Genomic DNA, 16,052 nt, shown 5'->3' with positions numbered 1-16,052 from the left:
GTGAGCGGGAACGAGCAGCCGGTGCAGCTGTGGGGCGGCCGGTTCGCCAGCGGTCCGGCGGAGGCCATGGCCGCGCTGAGCGCGTCGACGCACTTCGACTGGCGCCTGGCGCCCTACGACATCGCCGGGTCCCGCGCGCACGCCCGCGTGCTGCGCAAGGCGGGCCTGCTCACCGAAGACGAGCTCGCCGGCATGCTGGCCGCGCTGGACACGCTCGCCCAGGACGTCGCGTCCGGGGAGTTCACCCCGACGATCGCCGACGAGGACGTGCACACGGCACTCGAACGCGGCCTGCTCGAGCGCGCGGGCACCGAGCTCGGCGGCAAGCTGCGCGCCGGCCGCTCGCGCAACGACCAGGTGGCGACGCTGTTCCGGATGTGGCTGCGCGACGCCGCCCGTCGGGTCGTCGCCGGCACCCTGGAGGTCGTCGACGCGCTGGTCTCGCAGGCGAAGCGGCACCCGGGTGCGATCCTGCCCGGCCGCACGCACCTGCAGCACGCCCAGCCGGTGCTGCTCGCCCACCACCTGATGGCCCACGGCCAGGCGCTGCTGCGGGATGTCTCGCGGCTGCAGGACTGGGACGCCCGCACGGCCGAGTCGCCCTACGGCTCGGGTGCGCTCGCCGGCTCGTCGCTGGGGCTGGACCCCGAGGCCGTCGCCGAGGAGCTGGGCTTCGCCACGAGTGTCGAGAACTCCATCGACGGCACCGCTTCGCGCGACTTCGTCGCCGAGTTCGCCTTCGCCGTCGCGATGCTCGCGGTCAACCTGTCGCGGATCGCCGAAGAGGTGATCATCTGGAACACCGCCGAGTTCGGCTACGTGACGCTGGACGACGCCTGGGCCACCGGCAGCTCGATCATGCCGCAGAAGAAGAACCCGGACGTCGCGGAGCTGACCCGCGGCAAGGCGGGCCGGCTGATCGGCAACCTCACCGGCCTGCTGGCCACCCTCAAGGCGCAGCCGCTGGCCTACAACCGCGACCTGCAGGAGGACAAGGAGCCGGTGTTCGACTCGGTCGAGCAGCTCGAGCTCCTGTTCCCCGCGATCGCCGGCATGCTCGAAACGCTCACCTTCCACACCGAACGGCTCGCCGAGCTGGCCCCGGCCGGGTTCACCCTGGCCACCGACATCGCCGAGTGGCTGGTGCGCCAGGGCGTCCCGTTCCGCGTTGCGCACGAAGCGGCCGGCGAGAGCGTGCGCGTCGCCGAGTCCCGCGGCGTTGGCCTGGACGAGCTGACCGACGAAGAGTTCGAGAAGATCAACCCGGCACTGACGCCGGCGGTCCGCGAAGTCCTCACCGTCGAAGGCTCGGTGAACTCCCGTGACGCCCGGGGCGGCACGGCGCCGGCGCGCGTGGCCGAGCAGCGCGCGCGGCTCGAGGAGCGCGTCACAGCGGCGCGCCAGTGGCTCAACTGAGGCGGGATTTCCGGAGCTTGGCCCGGACGGCCCGGGTGGCCACCGGGCCGAGCCCGTCCAGGACGTCGACGAGCACGGCCAGCTGCTCCAGCGCGGCCACGGCCTGCTCGGCGCCGCCCGGGTCGACCGTGTCGAACAGCGTCAGTCCGAGGAACCCGGTGGACACGGCGTGGGCCAGTCCGTCGGGGTCCGCGAGCTCGGCCAGCGGCGAACCCTCGAGCACGCGCTCGAGCGCCGTCCGGACCTCGGTGATCCACTTGCCCAGGGCTTCGCGGGTCGCTTCGGCGAGCCGTTCGCTGCCCTGCGCGCCGGCCAGGGTCTGGGCCAGGACGGCCAGGTTGCCCTCCGCGCGCTCCGCGGTCCGGATGTCCCGGCCGAGCGCCAGCAGCTCGCCGACCGTGGCCACGGCGGCGAAGCGGTCCCGATAGAGCGCGACGCGCGCCTCCGTCGCGGAGATGCACGCCTGCGCGACGAGCTCTTCGACGGTGCCGAAGTGGTAGAAGACCAGCGCCTGGTTGGCGCCCGCGGCGCCGGCCACGGACCGGGCTGAGACGGCGGTGATGCCCTGCTGCCGGACGACTTCCAGCACGCCGTCCACGAGCCGCTGCTTCGTGTCCTGCGAACTGGAGTTCCGGCCGGTGCCCATCAGTCCATGACCTTCTCACGGAGCGGCTTGACCGCCCCGCTCACCCCACCGCCGACGTCGACGTACCGCGCGCCGAAGCCGCCCTCGTAGCCGAACACCGGCCCGAACCGGGGATGGACCACCGCGACCTCGATCCGGAACTGCCCGCGGCCGTCGTCGAACCATTCGTCGACCGCGGCGGTCACGGTGAGCGCTCGCGGCAGGTGCGTCCCGTCCCGGAACCGGAACTCGCCGGAGCGGATCCGGAACCCGCCGTCCGGCCGCACCGACACGGCGAGGTCGACCGCCAGGTGCTGGTGCGTGCCCAGGTAGTCGACGAGCCCGCGTTGCGCGCTGTGCACCATCTGGGCGTCGAAGCGCCGGCGACGGCGCGGGAACTCGAAGGTCCGCACGAAGGACACCGTTTCGCGGCCGTACCCGTCCACGTACGGGTAGTTCTCGATGGTGAACGGCACGTTCCGGCCGCGCTCGGGGAACAGGATGTGCCGCGCCGACCCCAGCCACAGGAACGGCAGCGTGAAGCCGGGACCACGCCAGATCCGGTCCATCACGCCGTGGCCGATCATCCCGCGCCCGTCCGACAGGGCGAGCCTGTCCCGCATCCGCGGGTGCAGCTTCGCGAAGTCCGCGCCGAGCGTGCGCTCGAAGACGCCGGTCACCGCGCCGCGACCTTCGCGCGCGGGCGGGTCCGGCCGCAGCGGGCGGCCGAGGGCTCGGTCAAGAGCTGTTCCTCGGGTGGCGTCCCGGTCTCGAGCCAGAGCCGCAGCCGGTCGAACGACCAGGCCGTCATCCAGCCGAACAACGGGCGGAACACCCGGTCCGCCGCGCGGCCGAAGCGTCCCCAGCGGGTGCCGTAGTCGAAGCCGGTGACGAATCGGACGCCGTCGCCGACCGGCGTGTAGCGCCAGAACCCGGCACCCTCGCTGATCAGCGACAGCGGGTCGGCCGAGGCGAACCGCAGCACCGACGTGCGCGAACCGTCCGGCCAATTCCGGTTCGCCGCGCTCACCCCGATGCCGGTGACCGTGACACCCAGGAAGCGCGAGGTGTAGCGGAAATGGCCGTCGACCGGGGTGATGTCGCTGAAGCGGAGGTCCCAGCGCCGGTGCAGGTCCGGGTCCTGGGTGTGCCGCCACAGCGTGTCGAGGTCCGTGCGGATCACGGTCTCGACGTAGAGCGCTTTCGGTCGCATCTCCGGCTCCCCTCCTGGTTTGAGCGACTGCTCAAACAGACTGTAGAGAAGTTTGAGCGATCGCTCAAGGGTTAGGGTGACCGGGCCAGGCAGCCGAGGAGAGGGAGTCCGTTTGAGCGGCGACGCAGGCCGGTTGTTCACCCGCGACGAACTCGCGCTCGACCCGGTCGACCTGGCCCACCTGCTGCTCGGCTCGGTGTTGGAGGCCGACGGCCCCGACGGCACCGTGGGCGTCCGGCTGGTCGAGGTCGAGGCCTACCGCGGCGAGGACGACCCGGCGTCGCACTGCTACCGCGGCCGGACCCCGCGCAACGCCGTCATGTGGGGACCGGCGGGGCACCTGTACGTCTACTTCGTCTACGGGATGCACTTCTGCGCGAACATCGTCGGCTCGCACGACGGCGTGGCCGGCGCGGTGCTGCTGCGGGCGGGGGAAGTCGTCACCGGCCTCGACGTCGTCCGCAGGCGGCGGCCGAACGCGCGGGGGACCGGCGAACTCGCCAAGGGCCCGGCCATCCTGACGTCGGTGCTGCGCATCGACCGGGAGCAGAACGGCGTCGACCTGACCGACCCGGAGTCCCCGGTCCGGCTGCGCGTGGGGGAGCGTGTGGAGCCGGACAGGATCCGCAGCGGCCCGCGCGTCGGCGTGGCGATGGCGATGGACACGCCGTGGCGCTTCTGGGTCGACGGCTCGCCCGCCGTGTCCACCTACCGCCGCGGCGGGAAGCGACGGGTCCGACCCGCCAGTTAGTCGGTTGACCTGGTGCGGGAGGATCTACAGGCGTGAGCGAACACATCCTCGACGAGCTGTCCTGGCGCGGCCTGATCGCGCAGTCCACCGACATCGACGCCCTCCGGCGTGAGCTCGACCAGGGTCCCGTGACGCTCTATTGCGGCTTCGACCCGACCGCGCCCAGCCTGCACGCCGGCAACCTCGTCCCGCTGCTCATGCTCAAGCGCTTCCAGCGCGCGGGGCACCGGCCGATCGTGCTGGCCGGCGGCGCGACCGGGATGATCGGCGACCCGCGCGACACCGGGGAGCGCACGCTGAACACGCTCGACGTCGTCGCCGAGTGGGCCGGGCGCATCCGCGGCCAGCTCGAACGGTTCGTCGACTTCGACGACTCGCCGACCGGAGCGATCGTCGAGAACAACCTGAACTGGACCGGGCAGCAGACGTCCCTGGAGTTCCTGCGCGACGTCGGGAAGCACTTCTCGATCAACGTCATGCTGAACCGGGAGACGGTGAAGCGCCGGCTCGAGGGCGACGGCATGTCGTACACCGAGTTCAGCTACCTGCTCCTGCAGTCGCAGGACTACCTGCAGCTGCACCGCCAGTACGGCTGCAAGCTGCAGGTCGGCGGGTCCGACCAGTGGGGCAACCTCGTCGGCGGCGTCGACCTGATCCGGCGGACCGACGGCGCGAGCGTGCACGCGCTGACCGCGCCCCTGGTCACCGACGCCGAGGGGCGCAAGTTCGGCAAGTCCACCGGCGGCGGGAACGTCTGGCTCGATCCGGAGATGACCTCGCCATACGCCTGGTACCAGTACTTCGTCAATGTGGGTGACGCCGACGTCGTCCGCTACCTGCGGATGTTCACCTTCCTCGGCCAGGAGGAGATCGCCGCGCTGGCGGAGGACACCGAACAGCGCCCCCACCTGCGGGCCGCGCAGAAGCGGCTGGCGGAGGAGTTCACCATGCTGGTGCACGGCGAGGAGCAGACCCGGCAGGTCATCAACGCCAGCCAGGCCCTGTTCGGCCGCGGCGAACTCGGCGACCTGGACGAGCGCACCCTCGACGCCGTGATGTCCGAGGTCCCGAACGGCAAGGTCGACCCGGCCGGCGAGCCGACGATCGTCGACCTGCTGCTCGCCGGCGGGCTGGTCGACAGCAAGGGCGCCGCGCGCCGCACCCTCAAGGAGGGCGGGGCGTACGTGAACAACGTGAAGATCGCGGACGAGGAGTGGAAGCCGTCCCGCGAGGACGCCCTCCACGGCAAGTGGCTCGTCGTCCGCAAGGGCAAGCGCAACGTCGCCGGCGTCGCGCTCGGCGGCTGACCGGCCCCCGGTGGCCCGAAACAGGGCCCTGACCTGCGGGAACGCGGTTAAGGGACCCCCCTGTTCCGGGCCCTCGGAGGGGGTGTAAAGTTCTCCAAGTCGCCAGGGAAACCGGGTGGCCACCGGGACACGAACCAAGCTCTCGCGGATCGCGATTGAGTGGGTGTCCCACCAAAAACTGCTAGGAATGACTCGCTTCGAGCGAGCTGCTTGATCGCGGCGGACTCGGGGTGTGTTGCTTGAGAACTCAACAGTGTGCTAGTGAACTAAGCCAGTAGAGCTTATATGAAACCCCCTCGTCGGGGTTTCCTTTGAGAAGCAAGAAATTGCCTCGATTAAACTATTCATTGTTGGAGAGTTTGATCCTGGCTCAGGACGAACGCTGGCGGCGTGCTTAACACATGCAAGTCGAACGCTGAAGCACCTTCGGGTGTGGATGAGTGGCGAACGGGTGAGTAACACGTGGGTAATCTGCCCTGCACTCTGGGATAAGCCTTGGAAACGAGGTCTAATACCGGATATCACAATCTCTCGCATGGGGGGTTGTTGAAAGTTCTGGCGGTGCAGGATGAACCCGCGGCCTATCAGCTTGTTGGTGGGGTAGTGGCCTACCAAGGCGACGACGGGTAGCCGGCCTGAGAGGGTGACCGGCCACACTGGGACTGAGACACGGCCCAGACTCCTACGGGAGGCAGCAGTGGGGAATATTGCACAATGGGCGCAAGCCTGATGCAGCGACGCCGCGTGAGGGATGACGGCCTTCGGGTTGTAAACCTCTTTCGCCAGGGACGAAGCGCAAGTGACGGTACCTGGATAAGAAGCACCGGCTAACTACGTGCCAGCAGCCGCGGTAATACGTAGGGTGCGAGCGTTGTCCGGATTTATTGGGCGTAAAGAGCTCGTAGGCGGTTTGTCGCGTCGGCCGTGAAATCTCCACGCTTAACGTGGAGCGTGCGGTCGATACGGGCAGACTTGAGTTCGGTAGGGGAGACTGGAATTCCTGGTGTAGCGGTGAAATGCGCAGATATCAGGAGGAACACCGGTGGCGAAGGCGGGTCTCTGGGCCGATACTGACGCTGAGGAGCGAAAGCGTGGGGAGCGAACAGGATTAGATACCCTGGTAGTCCACGCTGTAAACGTTGGGCGCTAGGTGTGGGCGACATCCACGTTGTCCGTGCCGTAGCTAACGCATTAAGCGCCCCGCCTGGGGAGTACGGCCGCAAGGCTAAAACTCAAAGGAATTGACGGGGGCCCGCACAAGCGGCGGAGCATGTGGATTAATTCGATGCAACGCGAAGAACCTTACCTGGGCTTGACATGCGCCAGACATCCCCAGAGATGGGGCTTCCCTTGTGGTTGGTGTACAGGTGGTGCATGGCTGTCGTCAGCTCGTGTCGTGAGATGTTGGGTTAAGTCCCGCAACGAGCGCAACCCTTATCCTACGTTGCCAGCGCGTTATGGCGGGGACTCGTGGGAGACTGCCGGGGTCAACTCGGAGGAAGGTGGGGATGACGTCAAGTCATCATGCCCCTTATGTCCAGGGCTTCACACATGCTACAATGGCTGGTACAGAGGGCTGCGATACCGCGAGGTGGAGCGAATCCCTTAAAGCCGGTCTCAGTTCGGATCGCAGTCTGCAACTCGACTGCGTGAAGTCGGAGTCGCTAGTAATCGCAGATCAGCAACGCTGCGGTGAATACGTTCCCGGGCCTTGTACACACCGCCCGTCACGTCATGAAAGTCGGTAACACCCGAAGCCCATGGCCCAACCCTTCGGGGAGGGAGTGGTCGAAGGTGGGACTGGCGATTGGGACGAAGTCGTAACAAGGTAGCCGTACCGGAAGGTGCGGCTGGATCACCTCCTTTCTAAGGAGCACAACACATCCCGATCACCTCGGTGACCGGGAGTGGCCATCACTTAGGAACCGACTGTGTTCCTGCGATGGTTGCTCAAGGAATTGTGGAACTACTGGTTATGGCTCACCGCGGTTGTGACACCGCCGGCTAGTACTGCGGAGCTTGCTTCGCGTGGAACTCCGGTCGTGGAGCTGGGTGGTGGGTTGTTCGCTGTGCACACTGTTGGGTCCTGAGGCAACACGCCTCAGGGCTTCTGCCCTGGGAACGCGTTTGTTTCTGGTGTGGTGTTTGAGAACTGTAGAGTGGATGCGAGCATCTTTGTGGTCAAGTTGTTAAGGGCACATGGTGGATGTCTTGGCTTCAGGAGCCGATGAAGGACGTGGGAGGCTGCGATATGCCTCGGGGAGCTGTCAACCGAGCTGTGATCCGAGGATTTCCGAATGGGGAAACCCAGCACCAGTGATGTGGTGTTACCCGCACCTGAATATATAGGGTGTGTGGAGGGAACGCGGGGAAGTGAAACATCTCAGTACCCGCAGGAAGAGAAAACAACCGTGATTCCGTGAGTAGTGGCGAGCGAAAGCGGAAGAGGCTAAACCGTTTGTATGTCAAGCTGTCAGGCGTTGTGCAGGCGGTGTTGTGGGACCCAGCGTCGAGGATCTGACAGTCCTCGGAATGATCACGTGTGTTAGTGGAACGCCTTGGGATGGGCGGCCGGAGTGGGTGAGAGCCCCGTACGCGAAAACGCATTGTTGGTTGTTTGTTTGGTGTTCCCGAGTAGCAGCGAGCTCGTGGAATTTGCTGTGAATCTGCCGGGACCACCCGGTAAGCCTAAATACTTCCTGAAGACCGATAGCGGACGAGTACCGTGAGGGAAAGATGAAAAGTACCCCGGGAGGGGAGTGAAAGAGTACCTGAAACCGTGTGCCTACAAGCCGTCAGAGCCTTTGGGTGATGGCGTGCCTTTTGAAGAATGAGCCTGCGAGTTAGTGCTGCGTGGCGAGGTTAACCCGTGTGGGGTAGCCGTAGCGAAAGCGAGTCTGAATAGGGCGTATGAGTCGCGTGGTCTAGACCCGAAGCGGAGTGATCTACCCATGGCCAGGGTGAAGCGACGGTAAGACGTCGTGGAGGCCCGAACCCACTTAGGTTGAAAACTGAGGGGATGAGCTGTGGGTAGGGGTGAAAGGCCAATCAAACTCCGTGATAGCTGGTTCTCCCCGAAATGCATTTAGGTGCAGCGTCACGTGTTTCTTGCCGGGGGTAGAGCTACTGGATGGTCTAGGGGCCTTACCGGGTTACCGAAATCAACCAAACTCCGAATACCGGTTAGTGAGAGCGTGGCAGTGAGACGGCGGGGGATAAGCTTCGTCGTCGAGAGGGAAACAGCCCAGAACACCAGCTAAGGCCCCTAAGTGTGTGCTCAGTGGGAAAGGATGTGGGATTGCCCAGACAACCAGGAGGTTGGCTTAGAAGCAGCCACCCTTGAAAGAGTGCGTAATAGCTCACTGGTCAAGTGGTCCTGCGCCGACAATGTAGCGGGGCTTAAGCACACCGCCGAAGCTGTGTCATTCGTGCAATACATCGGCTTCACTCCTTGAGGGTGTTGTCTAGTGGCACGGATGGGTAGGGGAGCGTCCTGCATCCAGGGAAGCGGCGGCGGAAGCCAGTCGTGGAGGGTGTGGGAGTGAGAATGCAGGCATGAGTAGCGAATGCAGAGTGAGAAACTCTGCCGCCGGATGACCAAGGGTTCCTGGGCCAGGCTAATCCGCCCAGGGTAAGTCGGGACCTAAGGCGAGGCCGACAGGCGTAGTCGATGGACAACGGGTTGATATTCCCGTACCCGAGCATGTGCGCCCATGACGAGGCGTTTGATACTAACCACCCAAAGCCATCGCCCAATGTCTTCGGACGGAGGGTGGTGTGTGGAGCGTGGGACCTGATTTCGTAGTAGTCAAGCGATGGGGTGACGCAGGAAGGTAGCTCCGCCAGGCGATGGTTGTCCTGGTATAAGCGTGTAGGCCGGAACATAGGCAAATCCGTGTTCCATGAGGCTGAGACGTGATGTGTAGCCGTTTGAGGCGAAGTAGAGTGATCCTATGCTGCCGAGAAAAGCCTCTAGTGAGTGCATGCACGGCCCGTACCCCAAACCAACACAGGTGGTCAGGTAGAGAATACCAAGGCGATCGGGTGAACTGTGGTTAAGGAACTCGGCAAAATGCCCCCGTAACTTCGGGAGAAGGGGGGCCAAACATCCTGAAGCTTTTTACAGGCTAGGGGTGGGTGGCCGCAGAGACCAGCGGAAAGCGACTGTTTACTAAAAACACAGGTCCATGCGAAGTCGCAAGACGATGTATATGGACTGACGCCTGCCCGGTGCTGGAACGTTAAGAGGACCGGTTAGCCTTTCGGGGCGAAGCTGAGAATTTAAGCGCCAGTAAACGGCGGTGGTAACTATAACCATCCTAAGGTAGCGAAATTCCTTGTCGGGTAAGTTCCGACCTGCACGAATGGCGTAACGACTTTCCGGCTGTCTCAACCACAGGCCCGGCGAAATTGCACTACGAGTAAAGATGCTCGTTACGCGCGGCAGGACGGAAAGACCCCGGGACCTTTACTATAGTTTGGTATTGGTTTTCGGTTCGGCTTGTGTAGGATAGGTGGGAGACTGTGAAGCGGCAACGCTAGTTGTTGTGGAGTCGTTGTTGAAATACCACTCTGGTCGAATTGGGAATCTGAACCTCGGACCATGATCTGGTTCAGGGACAGTGCCTGATGGGTAGTTTAACTGGGGCGGTTGCCTCCTAAAGAGTAACGGAGGCGCCCAAAGGTTCCCTCAGCCTGGTTGGCAATCAGGTGTTGAGTGCAAGTGCACAAGGGAGCTTGACTGTGAGACAGACATGTCGAGCAGGGACGAAAGTCGGGACTAGTGATCCGGCACCTCCTGGTGGAAGGGGTGTCGCTCAACGGATAAAAGGTACCCCGGGGATAACAGGCTGATCTTGCCCAAGAGTCCATATCGACGGCATGGTTTGGCACCTCGATGTCGGCTCGTCGCATCCTGGGGCCGGAGTAGGTCCCAAGGGTTGGGCTGTTCGCCCATTAAAGCGGCACGCGAGCTGGGTTTAGAACGTCGTGAGACAGTTCGGTCCCTATCCGCCGCGCGCGTAGGATACTTGAGGAAGGCTGTCCCTAGTACGAGAGGACCGGGACGGACGAACCTCTGGTGTGCCAGTTGTTCTGCCAAGGGCATGGCTGGTTGGCCACGTTCGGAAGGGATAACCGCTGAAGGCATCTAAGCGGGAAGCCTGTTCCAAGATGAGGTATCCCACCCCATGTGGGTTAAGGCCCCCAACAGACCATTGGGTTGATAGGCCAGAAATGGAAGCACAGTAATGTGTTGTCGAGTTGACTGGTACTAATAGGCCGAGGACTTGCCTACGAAGATGTTACGCATCCACTCTACAGCTCTGAGACACCATGCGTGTTTCGTAGTGTTTCGGTGGTTATAGCGTCAGGGAAACGCCCGGTCCCATTCCGAACCCGGAAGCTAAGCCTGACAGCGCCGATGGTACTGCAACCGAAGGGTTGTGGGAGAGTAGGACACCGCCGAACTTACCTTCCGTACGGCCCGTTAGGATAGCCAGTTGGCTGCCCTAGCGGGCCGTACGCGTATGTCCAGAACAAGATTTTTCACGGCAGGAGGCCAGGTGTCCGAGTTCGGTCGACGAGACTCAGCGGATGATGGGTCCGGCCGGTCGGCACGCCGGGACGAAGGCTCCCGGGGCCGGTCGGACGGACCCCGGAAGAGCCAGGGCGGCGCGCGGCAGGACCGCGGCGGCCGCGACGGTGGCTACCAGGGGCGCCCGCGCCGCGACGACCGCGGCGTCCGCGGCGGCGGCAAGCCCTTCCGCGGCGGCGACGGTCCCCGTGACCGCGATCAGCGCGGAGGTTACGCAGGTCAGGGCCGCAGCGACGACCGCCGGGGCGGGTACGGCAGCCGCGACACCGGCGGCCGGCCGGGCGGCAGCCGCTTCTCCGACGGCCCGAGCCGCTCGGGCGGCGGCCGCTACGAAGACCGCGGCGCCGGCCGGTCCGGTGGCCGCTACGAAGACCGGGGCAACAGCCGTTCCGGCACCCGCAACGACAGCTCGAGCCGCAGCTACGACGACCGCGGCGGTCGCCCCCAGGGCAAGTCCTCGTACGGCGACCGCAAGCCCCGCTGGGACAACAACCGCCGCGACGACGACCGCACCACCCGCCCGGGCGGCTTCCGCTCGGACGACCGCGACCGCCGCGACAACGACCGCGGTGGCTACCAGCGGCGCGACGACAACCGTGGCGCCCGCACCGGAGGCTTCCGCTCGGACGACCGCGGCCGTAGCGGGAACGACCGTCGTGACGATGCACGCGGCAGCTACCAGCGCCGCGACGATGACCGTGGCCCCCGCGCCGGCGGTTTCCGCTCGGACGACCGTGGGCGTGACCGTCGCGACGACGACCGCGGTTCCCGCACCGGTGGCTTCCGTTCCGATGACCGCGGCCGCAGTGGTGACCGGGGTGGTTACCAGCGTCGCGATGACGACCGCGGTCCCCGCACCGGCGGTTTCCGTTCCGATGACCGCGGTCGCGGCGGTGACCGGGATGGGTATCAGCGTCGCGATGACGACCGGGGCCCCCGCACGGGCGGCTTCCGGTCCGATGATCGCGGTGGCGACCGTCGTGACAGCGATCGGGGCGGCTACCAGCGGCGCGACGACCGGACCACCCGTCCGGGCGGTTTCCGTTCGGATGACCGCGGCCGTGGGAGCGACCGTCGCGACGATGACCGCGGTCCCCGTACCGGTGGCTTCCGCTCCGACGACCGCCGCGACGACTCGCGCGGTGACCGGGGCAGCTACCAGGGCCGCGACGACAGCCGCGACAACCGGGACAGCCGCGAAAACCGGGACAGCCGCGAGAACCGCGGCGAGCGCACCGGTGGCACCTTCCGCGACTCCGGCAAGCGCTACGACCGCGACAGCCGCCCCCAGGGCGACCGCAAGGACCGTCCCCGCGGCAACCCGCGTCCCAAGGTCGGCGCGCCGCTCGATGACGAGGCTCTCGCCAAGGAACTCCTCGAAGCTCCCGAGCTGCCCGAAGACGTCGAGTTCTCCGACCTCGACGAGGACGCCCGCCGTGAGCTGCGGACCCTTCCGAAGGGGCTGGCCGAGACCGTCGGGAAGCACCTCGTCGCCGCCGGGGGGCTCATCGACAGCGATCCCGAGGCCGCTCTCGAACACGCCAAGTACGCCAAGGCCAAGGCCTCGCGCGTGCCCATCGTGCGCGAAGCCCTCGGGCTGGTCGCCTACCACGCCGGCAACTGGTCCGAAGCGCTCTCCGAACTGCGGGCCGTCCGGCGGATGACCCGCAGCGACGAGCACATCGCCATCATCGCCGACGCCGAGCGCGCGCTCGGCCGGCCCGAACGGGCCCTCGACCTGGCCAAGGAAACCGACACCGCGAAGCTGACCAAGGCCACCCAGGTCGAGCTCGCGATCGTCGCGGCCGGGGCGCGGCGGGACCTCGGGCAGCTCGATGCCGCCGTCGTTTCGCTGCAGGGTGACGACCTCAAGGCCGAGAAGCGCGACCCGTGGAGCGCTCGCCTCTTCTACGCCTACGCCGACAACCTCGAGGCCGCCGGGCGCAAGGACGAGGCCATCCGGTGGTTCCTCAACGCCGCCGAGGCCGACGCCGAAGACGACACCGACGCCGCCGAGCGGGCCGCCGAGCTGTCGAACCAGGACAAGAACCCGGCCGAGACCGACGCCAAGGCCGACGCCGAGACCGACGCCAAGGCCGAGGACACCGAGGAAAAGGACACCGAAGCGACCGATGAGTGACGCCCTCCTCGCGGCCTACGACGCGGTCCTCTTCGACCTCGACGGCACCGTCTACCACGGCACCCGGGTGATCCCGGGCGCCCCGGAGACGGTGCGGGCCGCGCGGGAGCACGGCACCCCCGTCCGGTTCGTCACGAACAACGCCTCCAAGGCTCCGGACGAGGTCGTCGCGCACCTCACCGGTCTCGGCATGCCCGCCGAGACCGATGAGGTGCACACCAGCGCCCAGGCCGGCGTGCAGCTGCTGGCCGAGCGGCTCCCCGAAGGCGCGGAAGTCCTCGTCGTCGGCACCAGGGCGCTCGCCGACGAGGTCGCCCGGGCGGGGCTGAAGCCGGTGCGGAAGAACGGCGACCGCGTCCAGGCCGTCGTGCAGGGGCACTCGCCGGACAACACCTGGGCCGCGCTCGCCGAGGCCTGCCTGGCCATCCGGGCGGGCGCGCTCTGGGTGGCCTGCAACGTCGACGCGACCCTGCCCAGCGAACGCGGGCTGCTGCCCGGCAACGGCTCGATGGTCGCCGCGCTGCGCACCGCCACCGATGTCGTGCCGCTCGTCGCCGGGAAGCCGCAGCCGCTGCTGTTCGAGACCGCCGCGCGGTCGGTGGGCGCGCAGCGGCCCCTGGTGGTCGGGGACCGGCTCGACACCGACATCGCCGGTGCGGTCGCCGCGGGCATCGACTCCCTGGTCGTCCTGTCCGGGGTCGCGACGCCGAAGCAGCTGATCGAGGCCATCCCGGCCGAGCGGGGCACGTTCCTCGCCCGCGACCTCACGGGGCTGACCGAGCCGGCCGAAGACCTCCGGATCGGCCCGCGGCCGGGCTGGACCGTGACCGTCGAGGACGGCGTCCTCATCGCCGAAGGCGACGGCGAGGAGCTCGACCTGCTCCGCGCGCTGTGCGACACGGCGTGGGAGACCGGCGTCACCGAACTCGGCGAGCGCGCCGAGGCCGCACTGTCCTGACTGATACCGTCTGCACTGTGCAGGACCATCCCTACCCCGTCCCGGGCCCGCCGCCCGGTTCGTTCTCGCAGCAGACCGACCCGCGGGCCGGCATCGACGAAGCCGTCGCCGGGCTGGACGACCTGGACGCGCTGCCGCTCGCGGAGCACGTCGAGCGCTTCGACGCCGTGCACACCGAGCTGACGGTCGCCCTGTCCAGCATCGACAAGGTCTGAGCGGCGTGCCCAAGCGGGCCCGCCTCGACGCGGAACTGGTTCGGCGCGGCCTCGCCCGGTCGCGCGAACAGGCGTCGGCCCTGATCACCGGCGGCAAGGTCACCGTGCGCGGCATGGTCGCCACCAAGCCCGCCACCGGCGTGGAAACCGACGCGCCCATCGTCGTCAAGGACGAAGACGACCCCGGCTGGGCCTCGCGCGGCGCGCACAAGCTGCTCGGCGCGCTGGAAGCCTTCACCGACCTGAGCGTCGAAGGCAAGCGCTGCCTCGACGCCGGTGCGTCCACCGGCGGGTTCACGGACGTGCTGCTGCGCAACGGCGCCGCCACCGTGATCGCCGCCGACGTGGGTCGTGGCCTGCTCGACTGGCGAATCCGCACCGACGTACGTGTAGTGGTCATGGATCGCACCAACGTCCGCAACCTCACGCCCGACGACCTCGGTGGGCAGGTCGACCTCGTCGTCGGGGACCTGAGCTTCATCTCCCTCAAACTCGTGCTGCCCGCCCTCGCGGCCTGCGCGCGCGAAGGCGCCGATCTGGTGCCGATGGTCAAGCCGCAGTTCGAGGTGGGCAAGGACCGGCTCGGCAGCGGCGGCGTCGTCCGGGACCCCGAGCTGCGCGCCGAATCCGTGCTCACCGTCATCGACGAAGCCGCGAAACTCGGGCTCGCGCTGCGCGGGGTGACCGCCAGCCCGCTGCCCGGGCCGTCCGGGAACGTCGAGTACTTCGTGTGGCTCAAGAAAGAACGTGTGGCCGAGTCCACTGTGGACGCGGTAGACAGGTCTGAGGCCGAGCGGCTCGTCCGGACCGCCGTCGAGGAAGGGCCCGCATGACCACCGAACGTGAAGTGCTCCTCATGGTGCACCCCGATCGCGACGCGACCGGCGAAGCCGCGCGCGAGGTTTCGGCGCGCTTCGCCAAGGCCGGCATCCGGATCCGGGTGACCGAACACGACGTCTGCGCGCTGATCAACCCCGAGCAGCACGGCGTCGGCGCGACCTGCACCGTCGTCGACCCGGACGACAACCCCGCCGACGGCGTCGAGCTGGTCTTCGTCCTCGGTGGCGACGGCACGCTGCTGCGCGCGGCCGAGCTGGCCCGCCCGGCCGGGGTGCCCGTGCTGGGCGTGAACCTCGGACGCGTCGGCTTCCTCGCCGAAGCCGACTCCGACGCGCTGGCCGACACCGTCCAGCGGGTCGTCGACGGCGACTACCAGGTCGAAGAGCGGATGACCATCGACGTCACCGTCACCCACGACGGCGAAGAGGTCGCCCGCACCTGGGCGCTCAACGAAGCCAGCGTCGAAAAGAGCACTCGCGAGCGGGTGCTGGACGCGCTGATCGAGGTCGACGGCCGTCCGGTGTCCGCGTTCGGCTGCGACGGTGTGCTCTGCGCCACACCGACCGGCTCCACGGCGTACGCGTTCTCGGCGGGCGGCCCGATCATCTGGCCGGACGTCCAGGCGCTGCTCGTCGTGCCGAGCAACGCGCACGCCATGTTCGCGCGGCCGCTGGTCGTGTCGCGCGACTCGGTGATCACCGTCGGGATCGACCCGGACGGCTCGTCGGCCGTGCTGACCTGCGACGGGGCCCGGCCGATCGACCTGCCGCCGGGCGCGCGGGTGAGGGTGACCTGCGGCAAGACGCCGGTGCGGCTGGTCCGGCTATGGGACGGCCCGTTCACCGACCGGCTGGTGCAGAAGTTCTCGCTGCCGGTGAAGAGCTGGCGGGAGCGGCACGCGCGCCCCTGCGAGTAAGCGCCGCTCACCGCTTTCTTCGAACATATCGGCGACGCGCCGGGGTCCCGGGCGCGCAGAGTGTCGGTGGTGGCC

At 67.1% G+C, this 16,052-nt stretch carries 12 protein-coding genes and 3 rRNA genes; 11 read left to right on the top strand and 4 right to left on the bottom strand.

Translation table 11 applies throughout. From position 1 onward, the window contains the following. Entirely contained in the window at positions 1 to 1,416 is a 1,416-nt protein-coding gene (gene argH, locus BLW76_RS33600) for an argininosuccinate lyase (protein ID WP_091315072.1), read from the top strand. Here argH and BLW76_RS33595 read toward each other — a convergent pair. From BLW76_RS33595 to BLW76_RS33585, 3 genes are read right to left on the bottom strand one after another with little or no spacing between them, the layout of a single operon-like run. Then, a complete protein-coding gene (locus tag BLW76_RS33595) occupies positions 1,409 to 2,062 on the bottom strand; it encodes a TetR/AcrR family transcriptional regulator (protein ID WP_091315069.1) in 654 nt (217 codons plus the stop codon). The genes argH and BLW76_RS33595 overlap by 8 nt on opposite strands. After that, positions 2,062 to 2,721: a DUF4166 domain-containing protein gene (locus BLW76_RS33590; RefSeq protein ID WP_091315067.1), complete on the bottom strand. Its 660-nt coding sequence runs from the start codon at positions 2,719 to 2,721 to the stop codon at positions 2,062 to 2,064. The genes BLW76_RS33595 and BLW76_RS33590 overlap by 1 nt, the downstream gene beginning before the upstream one ends. Continuing rightward, complete coding sequence (locus BLW76_RS33585; RefSeq protein ID WP_091315065.1) at positions 2,718 to 3,254, bottom strand: hypothetical protein; 537 nt, start codon at positions 3,252 to 3,254, stop codon at positions 2,718 to 2,720. The genes BLW76_RS33590 and BLW76_RS33585 overlap by 4 nt, the downstream gene beginning before the upstream one ends. 112 nt (positions 3,255 to 3,366) lie before the next feature. On the opposite strand from BLW76_RS33585, the gene BLW76_RS33580 reads away from it, so the two are divergent. The 5 genes from BLW76_RS33580 (at position 3,367) to rrf (ending at position 10,781) form a co-directional block, all read left to right on the top strand. Then, positions 3,367 to 4,005, top strand: coding sequence for a DNA-3-methyladenine glycosylase (locus BLW76_RS33580; RefSeq protein WP_091315063.1), 639 nt, complete (start codon positions 3,367 to 3,369; stop codon positions 4,003 to 4,005). A 32-nt stretch (positions 4,006 to 4,037) separates the two neighbouring features. Then, positions 4,038 to 5,312 (top strand): tyrosine--tRNA ligase, encoded by a 1,275-nt coding sequence (gene tyrS, locus BLW76_RS33575; protein ID WP_091315060.1) that lies wholly within the window; start codon positions 4,038 to 4,040, stop codon positions 5,310 to 5,312. Positions 5,313 to 5,659: 347 nt separating this feature from the next. Next, a 16S ribosomal RNA gene (locus tag BLW76_RS33570) occupies positions 5,660 to 7,178 on the top strand. 313 nt (positions 7,179 to 7,491) lie between these two features. Continuing rightward, positions 7,492 to 10,608 (top strand): 23S ribosomal RNA (locus BLW76_RS33565). A 56-nt stretch (positions 10,609 to 10,664) separates the two neighbouring features. Further along, positions 10,665 to 10,781 (top strand): 5S ribosomal RNA (gene rrf, locus BLW76_RS33560). Together the 16S, 23S and 5S rRNA genes form the textbook arrangement of a ribosomal RNA operon. A 119-nt stretch (positions 10,782 to 10,900) precedes the next feature. Here rrf and BLW76_RS50085 read toward each other — a convergent pair. Beyond that, positions 10,901 to 12,448 carry a hypothetical protein gene (locus BLW76_RS50085; RefSeq protein ID WP_167384568.1) on the bottom strand — a complete coding sequence of 516 codons (1,548 nt, stop codon included), beginning with the start codon at positions 12,446 to 12,448 and terminating at the stop codon, positions 10,901 to 10,903. Positions 12,449 to 12,478: 30 nt separating this feature from the next. On the opposite strand from BLW76_RS50085, the gene BLW76_RS50080 reads away from it, so the two are divergent. Genes BLW76_RS50080 through BLW76_RS33535 form a run of 5 tightly spaced genes read left to right on the top strand, consistent with a single transcriptional unit; the run spans position 12,479 to position 15,977 of the window. Next, complete coding sequence (locus tag BLW76_RS50080; RefSeq protein ID WP_244170439.1) at positions 12,479 to 13,048, top strand: hypothetical protein; 570 nt, start codon at positions 12,479 to 12,481, stop codon at positions 13,046 to 13,048. Continuing rightward, positions 13,041 to 14,006, top strand: coding sequence for an HAD-IIA family hydrolase (locus BLW76_RS33550; RefSeq protein WP_091315058.1), 966 nt, complete (start codon positions 13,041 to 13,043; stop codon positions 14,004 to 14,006). Before BLW76_RS50080 ends, BLW76_RS33550 begins: the two co-directional genes overlap by 8 nt. A 17-nt stretch (positions 14,007 to 14,023) precedes the next feature. Beyond that, a complete protein-coding gene (locus BLW76_RS33545; RefSeq protein WP_043774930.1) occupies positions 14,024 to 14,221 on the top strand; it encodes a hypothetical protein in 198 nt (65 codons plus the stop codon). A gap of 5 nt (positions 14,222 to 14,226) precedes the next feature. Further along, a complete protein-coding gene (locus BLW76_RS33540; RefSeq protein ID WP_091315056.1) occupies positions 14,227 to 15,054 on the top strand; it encodes a TlyA family RNA methyltransferase in 828 nt (275 codons plus the stop codon). Beyond that, the gene (locus BLW76_RS33535) at positions 15,051 to 15,977 is read left to right on the top strand and encodes an NAD kinase (RefSeq protein WP_091315053.1); all 927 of its coding nucleotides are present in this window, start codon (positions 15,051 to 15,053) and stop codon (positions 15,975 to 15,977) included. Before BLW76_RS33540 ends, BLW76_RS33535 begins: the two co-directional genes overlap by 4 nt. The last annotated feature ends 75 nt before the right edge of the window (positions 15,978 to 16,052 follow it).

The sequence above is a fragment of the Amycolatopsis tolypomycina genome (genome assembly GCF_900105945.1).
Lineage (GTDB): Bacteria > Actinomycetota > Actinomycetes > Mycobacteriales > Pseudonocardiaceae > Amycolatopsis > Amycolatopsis tolypomycina.
This window is presented reverse-complemented; position numbering and strand designations above follow the sequence as displayed.